Consider the following 22,848-nt stretch of genomic DNA (forward strand, 5'->3'; position numbering starts at 1 on the left):
GACTCCGAGTGCGGCGGCGCTCGAAGCCGGCGCTCAGCTATTACGCCGAATGAAGCTGTTCCCCAAGGCCAGCACATCCATCTTGGTTCTCGAGAAGCAGTCGAGCGCCTCCTCGGGCCTGCATACCAAGGGCTCGTTCTCGTTGAACGACGTGTTGAGCACCATGGGCACGCCGGTCCGCTGTCGAAACGCCTCGATCAATCCCCAATAGCGCGGATTGGTCTCGCGGTGAACAGTCTGCAGGCGTCCCGAACCGTCGACATGGGTGACTGCGGGTATCATCGCGCGCTTCTCTTCCCTTATCTGAAACACTTGCATCATGAACGGCGCATCGCCATCCTCCTCGAACCACTGCGCGACGCTCTCCCTTTGGATCGAGGGCGCAAAAGGACGAAAGCTCTCGCGACGCTTTATTTTCAGATTTAGAATGTCCTTCATGTCGGCGCGGCGCGGATCGCAAATAATCGATCGATTTCCCAGCGCGCGCGGACCCCACTCCATCCGTCCTTGGAACCAGCCGACGACCTCGCCCTGCGCTATCGCCTCCGCGGCTCGCGCGCACAAAGCCGCCTCGTCTTCGATATGCTCGACGACGCAATTCTGGCCCTCCAGTTCCGCCCCGCGCGCGGCGAGCAGAGCCGCGATCGACTTGTCGTCATAGCGAGGACCGAGATAGGCGTGATCCATCACGCTTCGGCCCGATATCCTATCCCCCGAAAGCGCCGTCGTAGACGATGCGCCTTGGACGACGCCCCCGAGCCGGCTCCAGACCTGCATCGCCGCGCCGATCGCTCCGCCGGCGTCACCCGCCGCAGACTGAATATAGACCCGGCTGAACGGCGAATAGCGCTTGATCTTGCCATTGGCGACAGAATTCATCGCGCAGCCCCCGGCGAGCGTGAGATCGGAATGACGATATCGCTCGTGAAGCGCGCTCAGCAAATGAAAGAACGCTTCTTCATACATCGCCTGCGCAGAACGCGCGATATCGAGATGGCGCTCCTCCAGAGGCTCGTACTTCGCTCGCGCAGGTCCGAGCAATTCTTCGAGCGCCGGACTGTAGAGCGCGCCGACATGAGGCGCGCCGCCGGTCCATTCATATGCGATTTTTTCCTTATGATGGCGGAAATAGCCGAGATCGAGCGTGAACGCGCCATTGTCCTCGAGCCGAAGAATACGCCGCATCGCGCTCATGAATTGCGGGCGTCCATAGGGCGCGAGCCCCATGACCTTATATTCGTCGCCATAGTGTGGAAAGCCGAGATATTGTGTGATCGCCTGATAGAAGATCCCGAGCGAATGCGGGAAATAGACACGACCGTCGATCGACACGCCATTTCGATCGCCCATGCCCCAAGCGGCGCTCGAAAAGTCGCCGAACCCATCCAACGACAGAGCCACCGCGTGCTCGAAAGGCGAGACCAGAAATGCAGATGCGACATGAGCGACATGATGCTCGATGCGATGGATCTCGCCCTTGAAATTCGCTCCCGGAAACGCGCTCGCCAAATCCGTTTCGATCGACCGTCGCTTTGTCTGATTGCGGATGCGATCCACAATGAGCGAAAGATCGGGACGCGTCTTCAGCGAATAGCCGATCTTACGAAAGATGCTCGCCTTCGGATCAGAGCTCACCGCGACATGCGCGACATCAACGAGCGTCACGCCGCCTTCCTCGAGGCAATAGCGAATGGCTTCCGAGGGAAAGCCCGCCCAATGCTTGACGCGGCGGAATCTCTCCTCCTCCGCCGCCGCGACGATGGCGCCGTCACGCACGAGACAGGCCGATGCGTCGCCATGATAGGCGTTGAGCCCGAGTATGATCGCCACGCTATCTCCTTTCCGGAGGACCTGTTCCTCCGCCTCGCGCCGAGTGAAATAGCGCGGATTATCGCAGGCCCAGCCGCGCCATCATCTTCAGCAGCCCGACGCGCGAGACGCCGAGGCGGCGGGCCGCGGCGCTGTGATTGTGTTCGGCCGCGGCGAGCGCGGCGCCGATCATGCGGCGCTCCAACTTCTCCTGCGCCTCGGGAAGCGTTTCCGCAATGACGGTTGAGGAGGAAGGAGCTCCGCCGCCGCGCGCGAAAATCAAATCCTCGGCGGAAATCGTCGACGACTGCGGATCGGCGAGCGCGGCGGCGCATTCGATCGTCGCTTTCAGCTCGCGGACATTGCCGGGCCAGGATTGCGCGACGAGCCACGCCAGCGCCTCCTGCGAGAAGCGCAATTTGCGCTTCTTCGCCGCGCGCATGAGGAAATGCGCGGCGAGAAGACCCAAATCTTCGCGCCGCTCGTCCAGCGCGGGCGTGCGAATGACGACGCCGCGCAGGCGATAATAGAGATCCTCGCGAAAGCTCCCCGCCGCAGTCATCGCCTCCAAGTCTCGATGCGTCGCGCTGACGATACGCACATCGGCGCGCCGCGTCTCGCGCCCGCCCACGGGAGTGAAGGTTCCGTCTTGCAGGAAGCGCAGCAGCTTTACCTGCATGGACGGCGGCGTCTCGCCGACCTCATCGAGAAACAGCGTTCCGCCGCGCGCCGTGGCGACGAGGCCGGGGCGATCGGCGTGGGCGCCGGTGAAGGCGCCTTTGAGATGGCCGAATAATTCGCTCTCGATCAGCTCGGCGGGAATTGCGCCGCAATGGATGGAGACGAAAGCCCCGCGACGCGCGCTCGCCCTGTGCAGCGCATTGGCAACGAGCTCCTTGCCGGAGCCGGTGGCGCCGAGGATCATCACAGGCAGCTCGGCCGGACCAATGCGGCGGATCATGTCCTTCACATGCGTCATGGCGGGACCATTGCCGATCAGCCCGTCGTCGGCGCTCGCCTTTTCCGCGCGCAGCTGCGCGATCTCGCGCTCGAGCGCCGCTTTGGCGAGCGCGCGCTGGACGCAAAAGCGCAACAGCTCCGGCTCCACGGGCTTGGCGAGAAAGTCCCATGCGCCGAGCGCGACGGCGCGCAGAGCCAGCTCATGCTCGCTATGCGCCGTCAGCACCACGGTGACGGCGCTCGAAAAATCGGGCAGCAGCGACAGGCCCGCCTCGGGCGTGCGCTCCGGCGGCATGACGAGATCGAGAAGCACGAGATCAGGCCGCGCCTGCGCAAAGACTTCGCGCGCCGAGGCCGCGTCCGTCGCCGTCACGACATGATAGCCCTCGCGCGTCAGAAAGGCGCCGGCGACGCGCGCGAAAGCGGGCTCGTCATCGACGATGAGGATCGTCTCGGCGGTCATCTCGGGAACCTCAGAGTGACGCAGGTGGAAAAGCCCTCGCGCGCGCCGAGCGCGACGGAGCCGCCATGCGCCGCCATGATCTTGGCGACAATGGCGAGGCCGAGCCCCGTGCCTTCGCTGTTGCGCGAGACGAAGGGCTGAAACAGACGATCCTTGATCTCTTCCGGCACGCCGGGGCCATCGTCGCAGACATGAAGGACCGTCGCATCCCGCGCCGTCTCGACGAAGATTGCGATGCGGCCGCCGGCGGCGCGCGCATTGGCGATGAGATTGTCCATCGCCTGGGCGAAGCGAAACGGATCGGCGCGCAAATGCGCATCGCTCGCAATGTCGGTCTCGACATCGCCGAAGGCTGCGGCGAGATCGATATCGGCCGGCTCGATCTTCCAGGGCTTGGCGTAGTCGAGCAATTCGCCGACGAGACGATTCATGCGCCGCGTCTGCTCTATGATCTCGGCGCGCGTCTCCGGCGGCGCGGCGGCCGCCGCCATATTCACGATGTTGAGCGGATTGCGCAGATCATGCGCGATTGTCGAGGCGAGCATTCCGAGCTCGGCGAGCCGTTCACTCTCGGCGCGGCTTCTTCGGCGATCGATGTCGTCGAGGCTCTGCGTCAGAAGATCGGCGTAGACGATGGCGAGGCGGCGCGCGCCCGGCGGCGAATCCTCGAAGCCTGTGAGCTTCGCCATCCATTTGTCGCCCGTATCGACGCAGCGAAGCGCCGGCTCCGGCCCATCGCTAGAGAGCGTCACATCGACCAAGGGCCGCATGGCCATGCGCAAATGCGCGCGCGCGATCTCGAGCGCCTCGGTCGTCGTGTCCACGCCGGCGAGGTCGCTGCGCCATTGCGCCATCGTCTCGGCGGAAATCTCGGGGCCGGCGTAAACGAGCCGATCCGCCGCACGGCGAATGGGCTCGCCGAAGGCGAAGGCCAGCGCCATGGCCGCGGCGACGACGAGCCATAGAGAAATGAAATCCATGGATGGCGCAATGAAGCTCAAAGGCGCGGCGGCGAGCAATCCGGCCACGGCGGCGGCGAGCAGAAGAATGAGCGCATAGGCCGCGGCGCGGCGCGCCCATACATTGGCCGCCATCAGCTCGTAGCGCAATATTCCATAGACGAGCAGCGCCGGATAGATCGGCAGAGCGAGAATGGACCAGGGCGCGACCGCCATGCCGACCAAAGCCGGCGCAAAGGAGACGACCGTCGAAAGGCCGACGAGCGAGGAGAGGAGAACGATCGCGATCTCGCGTTGTCGCTTGCCCTCGGCGCGTCGCAGCGCGAAGGCCATCAGCCCATTGCCATAGGCGGCGAGACCGATCGCGACAGCGACGCCGATGAGGCCGACGCCCTCATAGCGAAAGCCGCGCAAGCCGTCCGCCGTTTCGAAAAAGGCGCCTGGACCGAACAGCAGAAGCAAAAGCGTCGCGCCGGCCCCGAGCGCATGGACGATCGGAAGGGAGCGCGCGCCCCGCCCCGTCAGCCGGATCGCGAAATCGACCGCCATCGCCGAGCCAAGCGGCGCCAGCGCCATCGAAGCCGCGCCGAGGCGCTCGGGCAGGAGGAGGCCGAGGGCGAAAAGCCCGACGATCCCGACGAATGCGGCGAGCTGCTTCGCGCCCGGCGCCGTCCTCGCCCGCGCGAGGAGAAACGCCGAAAGCGCAATGCTCGAGACGAAAGTCGTCGAGAGGGACAGGGCGAACAGCTGGCTCGACGTCATCGCAAGACTGTATCCCGAGTTTATAGGCAACTCAATGAATCCCGTATCTCACGTTTATAGAATGGCGAGAAATCGCACATATAAACAATAATTTACGATATGGCGCCGCCATTGCCCTTCTACCTCCCAGAAGGCGAAACCTCTTCGCCCCGCTTTCGGAGGAAACTGAAATTGGCATGTATTCTCATCATCGGCGGCAGCGGATTCATCGGGCGGCATATCGCCGGCCGGCTCCGCGAACGCGGCCATAATGTCGTCGCCGCCTCGCGCCGCGAGATCGATCTCGCGCGTGACGGCGAAGCGCGGCTTCGCGACAAGGTCGCGAGCTTCGAGATCGTCGTCAATTGCGCCGGGCTCGTCCGCGACGACGGCGCCAACAGCATGGCGGCCGTCCATGCGGCGGGCGCCTCCGATCTCTTTCGCGCCTGCCTCGCCGCCGGCGTCGCGCGGCTCATTCACCTATCGGCGCTCGGCGTCGAGAGCGACGGCGAGACGCTCTATCAGCGCAGCAAAGCTGTCGCCGAAGAACGGCTCGCGGCGCTCGACCCTGAAGGCGCGCGGCTCGATTGGCGCATATTGCGCCCCTCGCTCGTCGTCGGCCGCGGCGGCGCGAGCACGCGCTGGCTGCTCGCCGCCGCCGTATTGCCATGGCTGCCGAGCTTCGGCGATGGCGCCTGGCGCTTTCAGCCCGTGCATGTCGGCGATCTCGCCGAGCTCGCGGCGCGCCTCGCGGAAGGCTCGCCCTCGCCACGCCGCCTCGATGTCGTCGGACCGGAGGCGATGACGACGGATGCGCTGCTCGCGCTATTGCGCGAATGGCTCGGCCTGAAGCCGACGCGCTTCTTTCGCGTCCCCTATCGACTGTTTCTACTCGCAGCGTCGATCGGCGGACGCGTCTCGACCGGCCCGCTCAATCGCGAGGTGGTCAAGCTTCTCTCGCGCGGCAATGTCGCGCATAGCGCGCCGATGACGGCGGCGCTCGGCCGGCCGCCGCGGCGCATTCGCGACGCGCTGGCGCTGGAGCCGGCGTGCGCGGCGGACAGGCGCGCGGCGCGACTTTTCTTCCTGCCGCCAGTGCTGCGCTGGACCCTCGGCCTGCTGTGGATCGCGACGGGCTTCCTCTCTTTCGGCCTCTATCCGCAGGAGAAAAGCGCTGCGTTGCTCGCCGAGATCGGCGTTCACGGCGCCCTCGCCGACATGGCGCTCTATGGCGGCGCGGCGGTCGATCTTCTGCTCGGCGCGCTGCTGCTGCTGCGCTGGCGCCCTGCCCTCGTCGGCGTCGCGCAGCTGACGACGATGCTCGTCTTCACGCTGATCGCGACACGGCTTCCGGCCGACTACTGGCTGCATCCTTTCGCGCCGTTGCTCAAAAATTTGCCGATCACCGCGGCGATCCTCGTCATGATCGCATTGGAGGCCTGACCCATGCTCGATCCTCTCACTCTGAAGACGGCGCATATCGTCAGCTCGACGATATTGTTCGGCACGGGGCTCGGCACGGCCTTTCACGGCCTCGCAAGCAATCTGCGCGGCGATCTGCGCGCTATCGTCACGGCCAATAAAAATGTCGTGCTCGCCGATTGGCTGTTCACCACGCCCGCCGTTATCCTGCAGCCCGTCACCGGCGTGCTGCTGGCGTTGGATCAAGGCTGGCCGCTCGATACGCCCTGGCTGCTCGCGGCCATCGCGCTCTATCTCTTCGTCGGCGCCTGCTGGCTGCCGGTCGTGTGGCTGCAAATCCGCATGGCGCGCATCGCCGAGCAATGTCTCGAGAAAGACGCGCCGCTGCCGCCGGTCTATGGAACCTATTTCCTCTGGTGGTTCGCGCTCGGCTGGCCGGCCTTCATCGCCATGATCGCGATCTTCTGGCTGATGGTCGCCAAGCCGCAATTTTAAAAAATGGAGATAGACATGACCACACTCTTTCAAGACCTCCTCGCCGAGCGCTTCGATCTCCTACCCGCGCCGGTCCGTCGCTTCCACACGCTCGAGCGCGAGCTCTTCACCGGCGGCCGCGCGAAAGTCTCCGCACAGGGCCGCGGCTTCGGCGCGGCGGTGCTCGCCTTCCTCGCCAGTCTTCCAGCGACGGGCGAGAATATCGAGACCCATGTCCGCTTCACGCCGCTCTCGGGAAAATGCGAATTCTGGCGGCGCGACTTCGCCGGACGCCGCTATGAGAGCGTCATGCAGGCGGCGCCGGATGGGCGTTTGATCGAGCATTTCGGGCCATTCGATCTCTATTTCGATCTCACCGCCTCGCCCGCCGGCCTGCGCTGGTCGCTAGCAGAATGGCGCCTGCTGAAAATCCCGCTGCCGCGAGCGACGACGCCGACGATCGAATGTTTCGAGAGCGCCGAGGGCGAGCGCTTCACCTTCGACATAGATGTCCGCTTTCCGATCGTCGGCCATGTCGTGCATTACAAGGGCTCACTAGCGGAGATGCCGGAGGATGCGCCGATCTTCGTCTATGACGGCGTTTGCGCGCTGTGCGACTGGACAGTTCGCTATGTGCTCGCAAATGAGATCACGCCGTCCATCCGCTTCGTCGCGATACAATCCGAGGACGGGCGCGCCTTGGCGCGAAAGGCGGATATCGACCCGGATGCGCCCGAGAGCTTCCTCTTCATCGAGAACGGCCGCCTCATGAAGGACTCCGAGGCGCTGCTCGCGCTCGCCCGGCAATTGCGCGGACCGGCGCGCGCCGCCCCTCTCGCGCGACTATTGCCGCGCTTCGTCGCCGATGCGCTCTATCGCCTCGTCGCGCGCAATCGCTACCGCTGGTTCGGTCGAACAGCCGCCTGCGCGCTTCCCGCGGCCTCACGAGCAGCGCCCGAAGCCGGCGCCGATCGCCCGTCATCCGATTGAGTGTGGATCGCCGATCGTTTCGCCCCGGGCGGAAGCGCAATTGGGACGCCAGAAGACGGATGCTCTCTCGTTCCGTATGTGAGCGGCCTCATTCGCTGGCGACGTGCGCGGCGCTTCACACATTGTCCCTCGCCCGCGCGCGCCGTTTCTGCAGCCAGCGCGCGAGGCCGGTTATGTAGAGCAGCGCCGGCGCGACGCCGAGCAAAGCGACGGCGGCGCGTCCGAGATCGCCGAAAGCCTCGCCGGAATGCAAGGGAAATTGCCATTCCAGGAATTTCTCGCCCGCCGTGAAACGATGAGGGTCTTCGATCGCGAGGATTTGGCCGCTGTAGCGATCTACCGCCGCCTGCCGGCGCGGCTCGCTCACATTGACCTCGTCATCGGCGCGCTTGCCGACGACGAAGACGCTCTCCGGCGCCTCCGGCAGCGACAGGCTCATCAGCCTGCCGTCGGGAAACAGCCGGTCCACCGCGGCCACCGCCGCTTCGGCGCCGATCGACGGGCGGCCATCCGCAGAGGCGGATGTCTGCTTCTGGAGACGATGCGTATGAACCGGGGAAAAGAGATCGACGAGCGCGGTCACTTGCGCGCCGAAGGTCAGATAGAGTCCAGAAAATATCATCACGGCGAAGATGGCGACGACATAGACCCCCGTCGTCTTGTGGAGATCGAGCGTCAGGCGCTCGGCGCTCGCGCCGCGCTTGATCTGGAACGCCTGCCGCCATCTGCCATTGCGCGGCCACCAGAGATAGACGCCGGTCGTCAGCGAGAGGAGCAGGAAGAGGCCGACGAATCCGACCAAGGTCGCGCCGTTCTCGCCGAGCAGAAGCGCCGAGTGCAGATGGATCAGCAGCACGGCCAAAGGCTCGGCGAAGTGATTGCCGTCATCGACGATCAGGCGCGCGCCTTTGACGGCGGCGGTGACCGGATCGACGACGATCTGATAGGCTTTCGCGCGCCCCTCCGACTCCCGCGTCGAATAGATGACGTCGAAATAGCCGCCGTCGCTTTTGGGGAAATGCATCCAGACGGGCGCCGCGTCTTCCGGCGCGGCGGAACGGCTCGTCTCGATGATGCGATCCACCGACGCGCGCTCGCCGCCGAGCGTGTAATGCGTCGGGACGAAGAGGTCCTTGTTCAGAAATTCGTCGATCTCGACGCGGAATGCGAGCAGGCTTCCCGAGAGGCCGATGACGACAAAGACCGCGCCGGCGACAAAGCCGATGTAGCGATGCGTGGCGAGCCACAGCGCGCGGCCTTGGACGAGGCCTCGCGATCCGCTGCTCGTCCGTGGCGCTCGGCTCTTTCGATCGATGTCGTCGCTCATGGTCAGAACTCCGCGCGCAATGACCCGAGGAAAGTTCGCGGCGCCCCGGGAACCGCGCCCATCCGCCCGCCGCCGCCCTCGTAATAGGTCGTGTCGAGCAGATTGTTGACATTGAGCTGGAACGTCAATTTCGGCGCATGCGGAAGCCAGCCGGCCTCGAGCTTGTAGGACGCCATGACATCGACGCGCGCATGCGCGGGCAGCTCATAGCTGTTGTCGTCGTCGCCGAACGCCTTGTCGACATAGGAGACGCCGCCGCCGAGGGTAAGACCGGCGAGCGCGCCCCAGGCCTCGTATTTCGCCCAGAGATTTGCTGTGTTGTGCGGCACGGAATTGAGCCGCTTGCCGGCCGTTCCGCTCCCGCTGGTGACATTACGGTCCTTGACGATGCGCGCATCGAGATGAGTGAAATTGGCGATGACGCTCCAATGCTCGTCGATGCGCCCCGTCACATCGAGCTCGACGCCATTGCTGCGTCCGTCGATGACGCGCACGAAAGGCGTGCCGGAGATCGGCGTGGTCTGGTTTTTCTTGTCTATGTCGAAATAAGCCGCGGTCGCGGTGAGCCGCCCGTCCAGCAGCTCGGCCTTCACGCCGCCCTCGTATTGCGTTCCGATCTGCGGCTGCAGCGGTTTGTTGTATTGGTCTATGCCATTGCTCGAGCCATAGGAGCGCGTGTAATTGCCATAGACGGAAAGCCAGGAGAATGGCCGGATCAGCACGCCGATCCGCGGGCTATTCGCGCTGACCGGCACGACGACTCGTCGTGCGTCGACCTCGGCGAAGGATTCGTCGGACCACAATGTCGCCGTGCTCGACTCCGCCCAATCATGGCGCCCGCCGAGAAGCAGCTGAATGCGATCGTCCCAAAAGGATATTTGGTCCTGCGCATAGAGCCCCTTCCATTTTTCCTTGGTGATGGTGCGGTAGGAGGAGCTCAGCGCATCGACATTGGCGGGAATATTGACCGGATAATAGATGTTGATCGGAGAAATATAGTCGCAGCAATGGCCATGGGCCTTCGAGTCGAAGCTATAATAGTCGAAGCCGGCGAGCACGCGATGCGTGAGCGGACCCGTCACCGCCTTGCCTTGGAGATCGACATTGGTGGAGACCGTCTCTCTGTAGAAAATCGGCTCGGCCGCATTCGGAGTCGGCACCAGCCAGATTCCACGAAGCGCGTCGCCGGTCGCCTCGTTGGAGAAGGAATCGAGCCAATCTCCACGCTGCCGATAATCGGCGCGCGTGTGTGACAGGCGGTTCGTCACGCTCCAATCATTGTCGATCCGATATGTCCAATCATAGCCGAACAGCGACCGCTCCTGAAAGTTGGGGTATTTGTCGGCGACATAGGAGTCGAGCAGATAGCGGCTGATCGGAATGCCCGCCGGGCGAAAGCCGAGCGCGGGGATCGGCGACAAATCTCTGAAATAGCTCCGCTGATATTCGCCCTCGACGTTGACCGTGAATTGCTCGGTCGGCCGCCATGTGATCGTCGGCGAGATCAGCAGATTGTCCTGGCCGACATGCGGCTGGAAGCTGTCCTTGGCGAGGTAGGAGACGTTCATGCGATAGAGGAGCGTCTTGTCTTCCAGCAGCGGCCCCGTGGCGTCGATCGCCGTGCGCGTCAGGCCGAAGCTTCCGACCTGCTGATGCACGGAGAAATAGGGCGTCTCCTGCGGGCGCTTGGTCACGATGTTGATCACCCCGCCGGGCTCCACGCGTCCATAGAGCATCGCCGCCGGCCCCTTGAGGACCTCGATCGATTGGAGGTTGGTCGTCTCCTGATAGCTCGTATTCGGCTGCCGCAGCCCATTGCGATAGGTCTGGTTGCCGCTGTCGAAGCCGCGGACGATGACGCCGTCGTAATAGTTCGAGGAGCCGGCGACGCCGCTGACATTGGTGAAGAGCGCGTCGCGTATGCTGACCGCCTGCCGGTCGTCCATCGTCTCGCGCGGAACGATCTGGACGGAATAGGGCGTTTCCAGAATCGGGATGCTCGTCTTTGTCGAGGCGGCCGGCCCCACCTGATTATAGCCCGTCTCGCGCCCTCCCGACCGATCGGCTGCGCCCGCCTTTCCAGAGCCGCTTCCGCCGAGCGTTTGTCCCGCGATGTCTATGGCCGGGAGAGACTCCTGCCCTCGGGCAGGCAGAGCGAATGCGAGAGCGATCGCGCAGGCGGAAGCGCCGCGCAGCAAATTCGAACGGATCATAGAAGTCGTCTCCTGGCGCGCCCGCGATCGGGGCCGGACGGAACATCGGAAATCCACGGCGAGCCGCCGCGGCCTATCGATCAGGAGACAGGCGGAGGAGCGCGCGGCGACCCGAGATGGATGCGCGCAGGGTGACGAATGACGAAGAGCTCGGCGAAGCCCGCAGCGACGCCGCAGGAGCCCATCGGCGCACCCGGCTGCGAGACCGCGCTCGCGAGCCTCCCGGCGTTCGTTCCCCCGTCGCTCGCGGGACAGGAGAGGCAACCGATAGGGCAATCATGGGTGTGCCGGCGCCGCTCGCTATCGGCGGCGCATCTCGTCTCGCTCACGCCATCCGCGACGCGGGCGCTGATGCGCGAGGGCTCGCTCTTCGCGGCGGCGAACGCCGAACCCAGCGCCAGCGCAGCGAAGAGCCATGCGGCCGCTATCGCCCAAGCAGCGCGCGAGAAGCAGCCTCGCCGTCGAAACCACCGCATCATCCGATAGACCCTGGGAGCGCGGTCTGAGCCGCCACCGCGTCGAGCTCGCAGCTCGGCCTCGAGCGCGTCTCTCCCTCGCATGTGAAAGTCTCATCAAGCTCTCACATTCGGGCGCGGGCCGAATTCCCATTCGCTGTGACGGATTTGCAACATGCTTCGACATGCGCGTGGACGCCTCGCCCCGCGCCGGTCGTCGCGCGCGCCTTCGCGAAGCTGTAGGAGGCGGCTCAGCGGCGGCCGGCTCACTTTTCGGCGGCGGGCTCCGAGACCGGGACGAAGCCGGCGCGGCGCAAGGCCGCTTGTCCCGTCGGCGACAGGAGCGTCAGATAGAAATCCAACGCCGCGGCGGAAGCGCGCGGCGACAGAGCGACGCCATATTCGACCGCGACGTCATAGAGATCGGGCAGCGGAAAGGCCCGATATTTGCCGGCCGATTTTTCGGCCATGGGGATCGCGCCGGAGCAATAGACAAGCAGCAGATCGACCGCGCCCTCGTCGAGCCAATGCGTCAGCGGCTGATTTTGCGGGCGCGGCTCGGCGCTTTTCGGCTCGCCGCCGCCGAAGAGAATCTTCGCCTTGCCGGTCAGCGTCTCGAAAGCGCCCGGGCGCTTCTCGTCGATGCGGCGGAAGAAGGCTAAGGCGTAATCGCCGGCGGGATCGGACTTCGGCGTCGAGGTCCCCGGCCGCACGGCGGGATCGAGCAGGGAATCGACCAGCGTCTCCCGCGTTATCGGCGATTTGGCGGGCGCGACGGCGCAGAGCTTGTTGCGCGCCAGCAGGACGCTCGGCCGCGCCAGCCCCTTCTCGGTCAAGGATCGCGCCTGCGGAAAAGCGGCGGTGGCGTAGACGTCGAAGGCCTCGCCGCCGATGATCCGATCATGCAGCGAGCCAGCGGGGCCGAAAACCAGCGCCACATGATCGCTGCTGCTCTTCTCGAACTCCGTCGCGACGGCCGTCAGGGCGCCGCGGAGGCTTCCCGCCGCCAGCACGCGAATTTCCTCCGCGCGCGCCGGGACGAGCGCCGCGAGCGTGAGCGCGATGGAAACGAACAGTCTCATTCGGCGCATCCTCACAGCGAACGCAGAAAGGCGATCAGCGCCTCGCGCTCGTCTTTCTTCAGCGCGGCATAGGCGCCTTTCGCCGCTTCGCCCTCGCCGCCGTGCCAGAGGATCGCCTCCTCCAGCGTGCGCGCGCGTCCGTCGTGCAGCAGCAGGCTGTGCTCATTGACGATCGGCACGAGACCGACGCCCCACAAGGGCGCGGTGCGCCACTGCCGCCCGCTGGCGGAAAAATCGGGCCGGCCATCGGCGAGCGCCTCGCCCATGTCATGCAGCATAAGATCGGTATAGGGCGCGATCGTCTGCGTCGGCAGCGTCTGCGAAAATTTCGGATGCGCCTGCGTCTTCAGGCTCGGGACATGGCAGACGCCGCACCCGGAGGCGAGGAAGAGCGTCTCGCCGCGCGCGACTTGCGGATTATCTGCGTCGCGGCGCGGCGGCGGGGCGAGATGCGCGTTGAAGAAGTCGATGTCGTCGAGCCGCAGCGCGTCCAGCTCGGGCCGGTTCTTCGACTTTGTCGCGGCCCGGCAGGCCTCCTGCCGCTCGGCGCATTGATCCTCGGGAAACAGCGGCGTGGTGACGCCGAGGTCGCCGATGAAAGCCTCGGCGATCTGCTGCTTCAGATTGGGGCTGTTCGCCTTCCAGCCGAAGCGCCCCGGGACCATTTGGCCGGAAATGACGTCATAGACCTCGTTGACGACGCCATGGACGCCCTGCGCCGGCTGCTCGGCGGCGATGCGCCTCATGGTCTCGATCGGCACGGATTCGAGCAATCCGTCGCCGAACACCGCCGGCGCGACTCGCGGCGAAAAAAGAGCGCCGTCGAGCGGCCCATAGGCGAGACCGACGAAGTCTATGCGCGGACGGCGGAGCGCCACGATGGAGCCGTCGGCGAGCGTCGCCGACGCCGCCTCCCAGGAGACGGCGGCGCGGCCCTCCCCCGGCACGCCGGGCGCGCCCTCCTCATTCAGCTGTCCGCCATAGGCGGGATGCGGCTTGGGCGCGCCATGCGGGCCGTCGCCCGGCACAGAGAGCCGCACCAGCATGGACAGCATGCGCTCGTCCGGCCCGCTCGGCGGCTGGCCGCGGCCGTTCTTCTGATGGCAGGCGGCGCAAGAGATGCGGTTGAACAGCGGCCCGAGCCCGGAACCCTCGCCGCCGCCCGGCGGAAAGGACCAGGAGCGCAGGAACTCGACGCGGCCGCGATAGAAAGCGTCCTCTGCGGCGGCGTCGAGTCCGGCGACCGGATAGCTATAGGCTTCGCGCGGAAACTCCTCGGCCCACGCCGAGCCGAATGATCCGGCGATAATCGCCGCCAGAAACGATGCGACGAGCGTCGAAGAGCGAAAAAGAAGGAGCCTCACGCCTTGGCCTCGTCCAGCAGGCGACTCGCCCGCGCCTGATTCTCACGAAAGGCGGCGCGCCATTTCTCGATGATCGGCTTGGCGGGCTCGGGGATCGTGAGGCCGTTCGGCTGACCGGGAATGACCTGCGCCTGCTCGGGCTGGCCGGCGCTCGTCTGCGGCGCGGGGCTCGCTTCGGGGGCGACGGCGTTCTCCGGCCGGCGTCGCGGACGGAAGGCGGCGGTGATCGCCTCATCCTTCCAGAAATCCGCTGCGACCGGAATCTCCTCCAGCGCGCGCCGCGCCTCGGCGACATGGGAGCCGCCGCGTCCCGCCGCCTCCGCCGCATGCACGCGCCGCCAGAGGCCGGACAGCAGCTCCTTGTCCTGCACGAGGCCGTTGAACAGCGCCGCCATCGCAGTGGAGCGGCCGCCGCTTTCGTCGGTCGGCTGATAGACGAATTGTCCCGCGGCCTGCGCGGCGAAAGGATCGAACTGCTCCTTGCCCAGCACGGCGTAGACGTCGGGCCGCACCGGCAGGCGCGGCAGATCGGTCCTCGGCAGCAGCGCCTGCCCCTCGGCCGAGAGCACATAGGCGGCGAAGGCGCGCGCGCCCTCGACATTGGCGGCCTTCTTCAAAAGGCCGATATAGCCGGCGTTCACGATCGCGCCATGCTTCGGATAGACGCGCTCCATCGGCTGGCGGAAGCGCTGCTCGGCGTTGGGCACAGTGTCGATATGCAGCGCCACCGGCTGGCGGCCGGAGATGACCTCGTCGCGCAGGCCCTTTTGCATCAGCACGGCGTTGCCGGCGATGGCGGAGAGCAGCGCCCAGCCCTTCTCCCAGCCGAAGGATTGCGTCGCGACGCTCAGCAATTGGCTGCCGAAGCGCACGGTCCAGGGGTCGGACATGGCGACCTTGCCGGCATAGGCCGGGCCGGCCAGCACGGCCCAATCCTCGGGCCAGGGGAGATTTTGCGCTTTGATCGCCTTGCTGTTGACGAAAAAGCCGAAGGCGGTCAGCTGCGAGGCGTGGAAGAGATCGCCCTCCCCCTCCAGCGGCAGCGCGCCGATCGCCGCGGGCAGCCCCTCCTTGAAGAGGCCGAGCGGCTGCATGAAGCCGTCCTTCGCCATATCGGCGAGATGATTATGCGGCGCCGCCTGCCACCAGACGTCGGGGCTCTGCGCCGAAGCGTCGCGAAGATGGCGCATGGCGTCCGGCGGCATCAGCCAGACGATCTGCACGCGATATTGCGGATAGGCTTTCTCGAAGCCTTTCTCGAACAGCGACAGAGTGTCGTCATTGTGATTGGTCATTACGACGACGGGCCGCCGCTCATCCGCGAAAGCCGCGCCCGGAAGCGTGGACAAGGCGCCGGCGGCGCATCCCTGTAAAAAGCCGCGGCGGGAAGAAACGCCAATTCGCGACATGCTGCGCCTCGCTGGTTCGCGCAAAATGGCTCGGATGCGAGCCGATAGCTCGCGCGAGCGATCCTGTGATTTGCAGCGGCAAATCATGCCCCCGCTGCGCGCAGGGAGCGCGTGACGCGCGCGCCGATCGGCCGGAGTTCAAATCATCAAGTATCCGAACTATATGACGAAACACGCTGTCGCAAGGCCACAGTTCGGGCAGACCGCCGCTTTCCGCGCCAATCCGCGCGACTGCTATTCCGTCGTGATGGCGGTTTCCACATTGCTCGGGTCGACGCGGCGCGAGAGGCCGGCGGCGAGCTTGTCGTGATCGAGCTCTTTCTCCCACCAGGCGACGACGATGGCGGCGACGCCATTGCCGCAAATATTGGTGAGCGCGCGGCACTCGCTCATGAATTTATCGACGCCGATGACAATGCCTATGCCCGGTGCGAGGCGCGGATCGATGGAGGAGAGCGTCGCGCCGAGCGTGATGAAGCCTGCCCCGGTCACGCCGGATGCGCCCTTGGATGTCAGCATGGCCACGGTGAGAATGACGAATTGCTGGCTCGCCGTCAGCTCAACGCCCAGCGCCTGAGCGATGAACAGGCTGGTCAGCGTCATATAGATGTTGGTGCCGTCGAGATTGAAGGAATAGCCGGTCGGCACCACGAGGCCGACGACGGATTTCGAGCAGCCGAGGCGCTCGAGCTTCTCCATCAGCTGCGGCAGCGCGCTCTCCGACGATGAGGTGCCGAGCACGATCAGCAATTCGTCGCGAATATAGGCGAGGAAGCGCAATATATCGAAGCCGACGATGCGGGCGACGAGGCCGAGCGCGACGACGACGAACAATATGGAGGTGAGATAGAAGGAGCCGACCAGCCAGGCGAGGCTCCACAGCGCGTCGGAGCCATATTTGCCCACCGTATAGCCCATGGCGCCGAAAGCGCCGATCGGCGCAGCCTTCATCACAATGGCGATGACGCCGAACATGGCGTGGCCCGCCTCGTCGATGAAGCCGCGCAGCGCCCTGCCCCGCTCGCCCAGCGCCATCAGCGCGAAGCCGAACAGGATGGAGAACAGCAACACCTGCAGAATATCGCCTTTGGCGAAGGCGCCGATGACGCTGTCGGGAATGACGCCGAGCACGAACTCGACCGGCGTGCGCTGCGCGGCGGGCTCGAGATATTTGGCGACGGCGGCGGGGTCCGCCTTGCCGGAGAAGCCTTCGCCCGGCCGCAGCACATTGCCGACGAGGAGCCCGAGCGCCAGAGCGACGGTCGAGACCACCTCGAAATAGACGAGCGCCTTTATGCCGACGCGGCCGACCTTGGCGGCGCTCTCGAGATGAGCGATGCCGGAGACAATGGTGCAGAAGATGATCGGCGCGATCACCATTTTGATGAGATTGACGAAGCCCTTGCCCATCGCCTCCATCCAGGGGCTCTGAGCGATGTCGGGGAAATAGACGCCGAGCAGCGCGCCGAGCACGATCGCCGCGAGCACCTGGAGGTAGAGGCTATGCGCGTTTTTGCGCGGCGGCGCCTCGGCAATGGCGGCTGCGGTCAATTTTGGTCCCTCTCTCCAGCTTTTCGGTCGACTGTTCCTAGAACTGGAGAAGAGAGCCGGCAATGGCAAGCCGAGACCGGCCGCTCACGCGCTCACCATATCGAGCCGCATCAGCGTTCGCGCATCGAGCGTCAGCGTCAGCGCGCCGAAAATCTCCTCGAGCTGGGCGACGCTCGTCACGCTGACGATGGGCGCGGCGACGCCCTCCTGCGCCAGCAGCCAGGCGATGGCGATCTGCGCCGGCGTGGCGCGAAATTGCCCGGCGGCGCGGTCCAGCTCCCGCAATATATCGAGGCTGCGCTCGTCGAGAACGCCCGCGACGACGGCGCCGCGCGCCGCGCCGACCGTGTCCTCCATGGAGCGATATTTGCCGGTGAGAAAGCCCGCCTCCAGCGCCCGAAAGGGGATGACGCCAATGTCCTCCGCGAGGCACAGGCGGCGCAGATCGCCCTCGTAATAGGCGCGGGTGACGAGATTGTAATGCGGCTGCAGGCAGGAGAAGAGCGGCAACCCATGGGCGCGCGCGGCCGCCAGCGCCTCGGCGAGGCGCGGCGCCGAATAATTGGAAGCGCCGATGGCCCGCACCTTGCCGCTCTCGATGAGCGTCGCGAAGGCTTCCAGCGTCTCCTCGAAGGGCGTCGCCGTATCGTCGAAATGCGCCTGATAGAGATCGATGCGATCGGTCCGCAGACGGCGCAGCGAGTCCTCGGCCGAGCGGATGATATGCGCGCGGGAGAGGCCCTTGCCCACATTGGGCATGGCGCCGCCGAGCTTGGTGGCGATCAGCACGCGGTCGCGCTTGCCCGTCGCCTGCAGCCAATTGCCGATGATCGTCTCGGACTCGCCGCCGCTATGGCCGGGAATCCAAGTGGAATAAGTGTCCGCCGTGTCGATCAGCGAGAAGCCGCGATCGACGAAAGCATCCAGAATGGCGCAGGAGGCCGCGGCATCGGCCGTCCATCCGAAGACGTGGCAGCCGAGCACGAGCGGCGCACAGGCGAGGCCCGAGCGACCGAGCCGACGATGCTCCATCGAAACGCTCCGCTTCCGGCTCGAATTAGCAGTTGCTGTAATCTTCCGGGGCGATGCGGACGTGCATGCCGTCGAGGCTCGAGTCGAACTTCATCTGGCAGGCGAGACGCGAATTGATCTGACGATTGGCGGCCTTGGACAGCATGATGGCCTCGGCCGGCTCCATGGGAGGCATGGCGACGCCTTCGGGCAGATCGACATAGATTTGGCAGGTGGCGCAGGTGCAGCTGCCGCCGCATTCGGCGACCAGCTCCTCGACGCCGGATTTGCGGATCAGCTTCATCATCGTCGCGCGATCCTTGCCGGCGATCTCCGACCGTGTCCCGTCGCGCGTTTCGAGCGTGAATTTCGTCATCGTCACTGTCCGATGTTCAAGGAGAGCAAGTCCGCGCTCACGGGATGGCGGCTCGCCACATTTCCATCGCGGGCCATGCGGGTCGTGGCGAGGCCCGCCGTCTGGGCGGCGTCCAGCTCCTCCTCATTCTCCGACAGCACGAGCGCCGAGCCGGGCGCCAAGCCCAGATTTTCGCAGAGATCGCGATAGGAGCCGGGCTCGATCTTCTGCCCGAGCGTGGTGTCGAAAAAGCCCTCGAACAGGGCCGTCACCTGCTCGGAGGAGGAATGGCTCAGCAGCAGCTTCTGGGCCAATTCCGAATTGGAGGAGTAGACGAAGAGGCGGATCCCGGCGGCGGCCCAGGCCGAGAGACAGCCGGCGACATCCGGGTAGAGTTCCGCCGCGAGGGAGCCGGCCGCATAGGCCTCCTGCCACACGAGGCCCTGAATGATTTTCAGCGGCGTCGCCTTGCGGCCTTGCTTCATCCAGCGCAGCAGCAGAGATTCCGCCTGAGTGGGATCGAGCTCATAACCGCCCATGAGGCGCCCGGTCTCCTCCAGCGCCTCCTCCACCTCCTCGTCCTCGGCATGCTCGACGATATAGCCGCCGAGCCGCGTGGCCGCGAGCGGCAGCAGCGTGTCATTCATGAAGGTCATGGGCAGGACCACGCCTTCGAGATCGATCAGGACGGCGCGGATGGGCTCGCTCATCGCGCCGTCTCCGCCGCGCAGAATTGTCCGAATAACGCCATCGAAGCGCGCGCCTTTCCCGGTTGTTTCGGGAACGGCAGCATGATTTGTGCCGCGCCCTGCTCGAGGCTGTGGATTACTGCGCCGCAGCATGGCAAGAAGGGCGCGAGGGCGTAAGATCGCGCCGGCCCGGGGAGAAGGGCGCATTCCACCCTCCCCTATAGGGGGAGGGGTCGGACGGCGAAGCCGTCCGGGGTGGGGTGCGCCGCGAGACTCGGGGAGACACCCCACCCCGCGCCTTCGGCGCGACCCTCCCCCTCACAGGGGAGGGTGGAAACGCCCGCCGCTCCAGTTCTGGTCGTGCCCATGCGAAGCTCGAAAAAATCCGCCGCCCAAGCCTCTCTCGACGAGCTGTTCGACGGCAAGGTGATCTCCATTCGCGGCGCGCGCGAGCATAATCTCAAGAATGTCGATCTCGTCATTCCACGCGACAAATTCGTCGTCTTCACCGGCCTCTCGGGCTCGGGCAAATCCTCGCTCGCTTTCGACACGATTTATGCGGAGGGCCAGCGCCGCTATGTCGAGTCGCTCTCCGCCTATGCGCGGCAATTCCTCGAGATGATGCAGAAGCCGGACGTCGATCAGATCGACGGCCTCTCGCCGGCCATCTCCATCGAGCAGAAGACGACGTCGAAAAACCCGCGCTCCACCGTCGGCACGGTGACGGAGATTCACGATTACATGCGCCTGCTTTGGGCGCGCGCGGGCATTCCCTATTCGCCGGCGACGGGCCTGCCGATCGAGAGCCAGACCGTCTCGCAAATGGTCGATCGCGTGCTGGCGCTGCCGCAGGGAACGCGCCTCTATCTGCTCGCGCCCGTCGTGCGCGGCCGCAAGGGCGAATATAAAAAAGAGATCGCGGACTATACCAAGCGCGGCTTTCAGCGTCTGAAGATCGATGGCGTCTATTATGAAATCGCCGACACGCCGCCGCTCGACAAAAAGCTGAAGCACGATATCGACATTGTCGTCGATCGCATCGTGGTGCGCGCGGATATTGCGGCGCGCCTCGCCGATAGTTTCGAGACGGCGCTGGAACTCGCCAATGGCCTCGCCGTGGTGGAATTCGCGGACAGCAAGCCTGCGAGCGCCGATGCGCCCGCCGCTGCGACGCCCGCCGCCTACGCCTCCACCCATTATGCGGCGGATCACATCGTCTTCTCGTCGAAATTCGCCTGCCCTGTCTCCGGCTTCACCATTTCCGAGATCGAGCCGCGGCTCTTCTCGTTCAACAATCCCTTCGGCGCCTGCCCCGTCTGCAGCGGCCTCGGCCAGGAGCAGGTGATCGATCCCGATCTCGTCGTTCCCGATCCCAAGCTCTCGCTGCGCAAAGGCGCCATCGCGCCTTGGGCGAAATCCTCCTCGCCCTATTATGGGCAAGCGCTGGAATCGCTCGGCCGTCACTATAAATTCCGCATGGACACGCCGTTCGAGAAGCTCGACCAATCCGTGCGCGACGTGCTTCTGCACGGCTCCGGCAAGGAGGAGATCCGCTTCTCCTATGACGATGGCGCGCGCGCCTATGATGTGAAGAAGCCTTTCGAAGGCGTCGTCGCCAATCTGCAGCGCCGCTTCCTGGAGACGGACAGCGAATGGGCGCGCGAGGAGATCGGCCGCTATATGTCGGCGGAGCCTTGCAAGGCGTGCCTGGGCTATCGCCTGAAGCCGGAAGCGCTCGCCGTGAAGATCGACATGCGCCATATCGGCGAAGTGTCGGACCTCTCCGTGCGCGCGGCGCTCGACTGGTTCCGCGCTCTGCCGGAGAAGCTCGACGCCAAGCGCAATGAGATCGCGCATCGCATACTAAAAGAGATACGCGATCGCCTCACCTTCCTCGTCGATGTCGGCCTCGATTATCTGACGCTCTCGCGCGCCTCCGGCACTTTGTCCGGCGGCGAGAGCCAGCGCATTCGCTTGGCGTCGCAGATCGGCTCCGGCCTCACCGGCGTGCTCTATGTGCTGGACGAGCCGTCGATCGGCCTGCATCAGCGCGACAATGATCGCCTGCTCGACACGCTGCGGCGGCTGCGCGATCTCGGCAATAGCGTCATCGTCGTCGAGCATGACGAGGACGCCATTCTCTCCGCCGATTATGTCGTCGATGTCGGCCCGGGCGCCGGCGTGCATGGCGGCCATATCGTCTCCAAAGGCGCGCCGCAGGAGATAATGGACGATGCGAATTCGCTCACCGGCCAATATTTGACCGGCGCTCGCCAAGTGACCCTGCGCCATGCGCTGCGCAAGCCCGACCCCGGCCGCTGGCTGAAGATTTCCGGCGCGCGCGGAAACAATCTGAAAAATGTCGAGGCGAAGATTCCCTTGGGCCTCTTCACCGCCGTCACCGGCGTCTCCGGCGGCGGCAAATCCACGCTCGTGATCGAGACGCTGTACAAAGCAGTGGCGCGGCGCCTCAACAATGCGCATGAGCATCCGGCGCCTTTCGACAAGATCGACGGGCTCGAGCATATCGACAAGATCATCGATATCGACCAATCGCCGATCGGCCGCACGCCGCGCTCCAATCCCGCGACCTACACGGGCGCCTTCACTCCGATCCGCGAATGGTTCGCCGGCCTGCCCGAGGCGAAGGCGCGCGGCTATGCGCCGGGGCGCTTCTCCTTCAATGTGAAGGGCGGACGCTGCGAAGCCTGCCAGGGCGACGGCGTCATCAAGATCGAGATGCATTTTCTGCCCGACGTCTATGTCACTTGCGACGTCTGCAAGGGCAAGCGTTACGATCGCGAGACGCTAGAGGTGAAATATCGCGAGAAGTCCATCGCCGATGTGCTCGACATGACGGTGGAGGAAGCGGCCATCTTGTTCAAAGCCGTGCCGGCGATCCGCGACAAGATGGAAACGTTGAAGCGCGTCGGCCTCGATTACATTCGCGTCGGGCAGCAGGCGACGACCCTCTCCGGCGGCGAGGCGCAGCGCGTGAAGCTGGCCAAAGAGCTGGCGCGCCGCTCCACCGGCCGCACGCTGTACATTCTCGACGAGCCGACGACTGGCCTGCATTTCCACGATGTCGCGAAACTGCTCGAGGTGCTGCACGAGCTCGTGGATCAGGGCAATAGCGTCGTCGTCATCGAACATAATCTCGAGGTCATCAAGACGGCCGATTGGATCATCGATCTCGGACCCGAGGGCGGCGACGGCGGCGGCGAGATCGTGGCCGCCGGACCGCCCGCCGAGATCGTCGCGGCGAAGCGCAGCCATACGGGGCGCTATCTCGCCGAAGTGCTGAAGCGTCGACCACCGCGCGCGGAGAAAGCCAAAGCGGCGAAAGCGGCGCCCGCGCCAAAGCGCAAGCGCGCCGCGCAGGAGCAGTGAGCGCGCAGATACAGCTCCCTCATCCTGAGGCGCTTTTTGCGGAACGCAAAAAGCCTCGAAGGATGGTCCAGCGCGCGTGGCTCAGCCCCTTCGAGACGCCCGCTGCGCGGGCTCCTCAGGGCGAGGGGTTGTCGTTTCGTCCGCACATCGGTAACGCGGAAACCGTATCAGTCGAAAAGCATCA

General features: G+C 65.2%; 16 protein-coding genes. 4 read left to right on the forward strand and 12 right to left on the reverse strand.

Annotation, left to right across the window (positions count from 1 at the left end):
• Positions 1–33: 33 nt before the first annotated feature.
• From METLW4_RS0107785 to METLW4_RS0107795, 3 genes are read right to left on the reverse strand one after another with little or no spacing between them, the layout of a single operon-like run.
• Positions 34–1,830 (reverse strand): carbamoyltransferase family protein, encoded by a 1,797-nt coding sequence (locus METLW4_RS0107785; protein WP_018265644.1) that lies wholly within the window; start codon positions 1,828–1,830, stop codon positions 34–36.
• A 58-nt stretch (positions 1,831–1,888) separates the two neighbouring features.
• Positions 1,889–3,232, reverse strand: a complete 1,344-nt coding sequence (locus tag METLW4_RS0107790) for a sigma-54-dependent transcriptional regulator (RefSeq protein ID WP_018265645.1) — start codon at positions 3,230–3,232, stop codon at positions 1,889–1,891.
• A complete protein-coding gene (locus tag METLW4_RS0107795; protein ID WP_018265646.1) occupies positions 3,229–4,953 on the reverse strand; it encodes a sensor histidine kinase in 1,725 nt (574 codons plus the stop codon). Before METLW4_RS0107795 ends, METLW4_RS0107790 begins: the two co-directional genes overlap by 4 nt.
• Positions 4,954–5,124: 171 nt before the next feature.
• On the opposite strand from METLW4_RS0107795, the gene METLW4_RS0107800 reads away from it, so the two are divergent.
• Genes METLW4_RS0107800 through METLW4_RS26400 form a run of 3 tightly spaced genes read left to right on the forward strand, consistent with a single transcriptional unit; the run spans position 5,125 to position 7,818 of the window.
• Entirely contained in the window at positions 5,125–6,375 is a 1,251-nt protein-coding gene (locus METLW4_RS0107800) for an NAD(P)H-binding protein (RefSeq protein WP_018265647.1), read from the forward strand.
• A gap of 3 nt (positions 6,376–6,378) precedes the next feature.
• Complete coding sequence (locus METLW4_RS0107805) at positions 6,379–6,849, forward strand: DUF2269 family protein (RefSeq protein WP_018265648.1); 471 nt, start codon at positions 6,379–6,381, stop codon at positions 6,847–6,849.
• Positions 6,850–6,864: 15 nt separating this feature from the next.
• On the forward strand, positions 6,865–7,818 hold the full coding sequence (locus tag METLW4_RS26400) for a DUF4166 domain-containing protein (protein ID WP_157234984.1): 954 nt from the start codon (positions 6,865–6,867) through the stop codon (positions 7,816–7,818).
• Positions 7,819–7,933: 115 nt separating this feature from the next.
• On the opposite strand, the gene METLW4_RS0107815 is transcribed toward METLW4_RS26400, so the two are convergent.
• The 9 genes from METLW4_RS0107815 to mtnC all read right to left on the reverse strand — a co-directional run bounded on the left by METLW4_RS0107815 (position 7,934) and on the right by mtnC (position 19,295).
• Positions 7,934–9,145 carry a PepSY-associated TM helix domain-containing protein gene (locus METLW4_RS0107815; protein ID WP_018265650.1) on the reverse strand — a complete coding sequence of 404 codons (1,212 nt, stop codon included), beginning with the start codon at positions 9,143–9,145 and terminating at the stop codon, positions 7,934–7,936.
• A gap of 2 nt (positions 9,146–9,147) precedes the next feature.
• Positions 9,148–11,358: a TonB-dependent siderophore receptor gene (locus tag METLW4_RS0107820; RefSeq protein ID WP_018265651.1), complete on the reverse strand. Its 2,211-nt coding sequence runs from the start codon at positions 11,356–11,358 to the stop codon at positions 9,148–9,150.
• Between the two features lie 721 nt (positions 11,359–12,079).
• Positions 12,080–12,895 carry a substrate-binding domain-containing protein gene (locus METLW4_RS24355; protein ID WP_157234986.1) on the reverse strand — a complete coding sequence of 272 codons (816 nt, stop codon included), beginning with the start codon at positions 12,893–12,895 and terminating at the stop codon, positions 12,080–12,082.
• 11 nt (positions 12,896–12,906) lie between these two features.
• Positions 12,907–14,259, reverse strand: a complete 1,353-nt coding sequence (locus METLW4_RS0107835) for a di-heme oxidoreductase family protein (RefSeq protein ID WP_018265654.1) — start codon at positions 14,257–14,259, stop codon at positions 12,907–12,909.
• Complete coding sequence (locus METLW4_RS24360; RefSeq protein WP_083919240.1) at positions 14,256–15,755, reverse strand: ABC transporter substrate-binding protein; 1,500 nt, start codon at positions 15,753–15,755, stop codon at positions 14,256–14,258. The genes METLW4_RS0107835 and METLW4_RS24360 overlap by 4 nt, the downstream gene beginning before the upstream one ends.
• A gap of 147 nt (positions 15,756–15,902) precedes the next feature.
• Positions 15,903–17,219, reverse strand: a complete 1,317-nt coding sequence (gene dctA, locus METLW4_RS0107845) for a C4-dicarboxylate transporter DctA (protein WP_018265656.1) — start codon at positions 17,217–17,219, stop codon at positions 15,903–15,905.
• An 84-nt stretch (positions 17,220–17,303) separates the two neighbouring features.
• Positions 17,304–18,251 (reverse strand): aldo/keto reductase, encoded by a 948-nt coding sequence (locus METLW4_RS0107850; protein WP_018265657.1) that lies wholly within the window; start codon positions 18,249–18,251, stop codon positions 17,304–17,306.
• Between the two features lie 25 nt (positions 18,252–18,276).
• Positions 18,277–18,606 carry a ferredoxin gene (locus tag METLW4_RS0107855; RefSeq protein WP_018265658.1) on the reverse strand — a complete coding sequence of 110 codons (330 nt, stop codon included), beginning with the start codon at positions 18,604–18,606 and terminating at the stop codon, positions 18,277–18,279.
• A 2-nt stretch (positions 18,607–18,608) separates the two neighbouring features.
• On the reverse strand, positions 18,609–19,295 hold the full coding sequence (mtnC, locus tag METLW4_RS0107860; protein ID WP_018265659.1) for an acireductone synthase: 687 nt from the start codon (positions 19,293–19,295) through the stop codon (positions 18,609–18,611).
• Positions 19,296–19,640: 345 nt separating this feature from the next.
• Here mtnC and uvrA point away from each other — a divergent pair, with 345 nt between their 5' ends.
• A complete protein-coding gene (gene uvrA / locus METLW4_RS0107865; RefSeq protein WP_018265660.1) occupies positions 19,641–22,664 on the forward strand; it encodes an excinuclease ABC subunit UvrA in 3,024 nt (1,007 codons plus the stop codon).
• The last annotated feature ends 184 nt before the right edge of the window (positions 22,665–22,848 follow it).

This window comes from Methylosinus sp. LW4 (assembly GCF_000379125.1).
Classification (GTDB): domain Bacteria; phylum Pseudomonadota; class Alphaproteobacteria; order Rhizobiales; family Beijerinckiaceae; genus Methylosinus.

Excerpts from the sequence above, each read along its gene's own strand:
- METLW4_RS26400 (WP_157234984.1), top strand. The coding sequence starts at position 6,865 with ATGACCACACTCTTTCAAGACCTCCTCGCCGAGCGCTTCGATCTCCTA.
- METLW4_RS0107805 (WP_018265648.1), top strand. The coding sequence starts at position 6,379 with ATGCTCGATCCTCTCACTCTGAAGACGGCGCATATCGTCAGCTCGACG.
- METLW4_RS0107855 (WP_018265658.1), bottom strand. The coding sequence starts at position 18,606 with ATGACGAAATTCACGCTCGAAACGCGCGACGGGACACGGTCGGAGATC.
- METLW4_RS0107815 (WP_018265650.1), bottom strand. The coding sequence starts at position 9,145 with ATGAGCGACGACATCGATCGAAAGAGCCGAGCGCCACGGACGAGCAGC.
- METLW4_RS24355 (WP_157234986.1), bottom strand. The coding sequence starts at position 12,895 with ATGAGACTGTTCGTTTCCATCGCGCTCACGCTCGCGGCGCTCGTCCCG.
- METLW4_RS0107820 (WP_018265651.1), bottom strand. The coding sequence starts at position 11,358 with ATGATCCGTTCGAATTTGCTGCGCGGCGCTTCCGCCTGCGCGATCGCT.
- mtnC (WP_018265659.1), bottom strand. The coding sequence starts at position 19,295 with ATGAGCGAGCCCATCCGCGCCGTCCTGATCGATCTCGAAGGCGTGGTC.
- uvrA (WP_018265660.1), top strand. The coding sequence starts at position 19,641 with ATGCGAAGCTCGAAAAAATCCGCCGCCCAAGCCTCTCTCGACGAGCTG.
- METLW4_RS0107850 (WP_018265657.1), bottom strand. The coding sequence starts at position 18,251 with ATGGAGCATCGTCGGCTCGGTCGCTCGGGCCTCGCCTGTGCGCCGCTC.
- METLW4_RS0107795 (WP_018265646.1), bottom strand. The coding sequence starts at position 4,953 with ATGACGTCGAGCCAGCTGTTCGCCCTGTCCCTCTCGACGACTTTCGTC.
- METLW4_RS24360 (WP_083919240.1), bottom strand. The coding sequence starts at position 15,755 with ATGATTTGCCGCTGCAAATCACAGGATCGCTCGCGCGAGCTATCGGCT.
- METLW4_RS0107790 (WP_018265645.1), bottom strand. The coding sequence starts at position 3,232 with ATGACCGCCGAGACGATCCTCATCGTCGATGACGAGCCCGCTTTCGCG.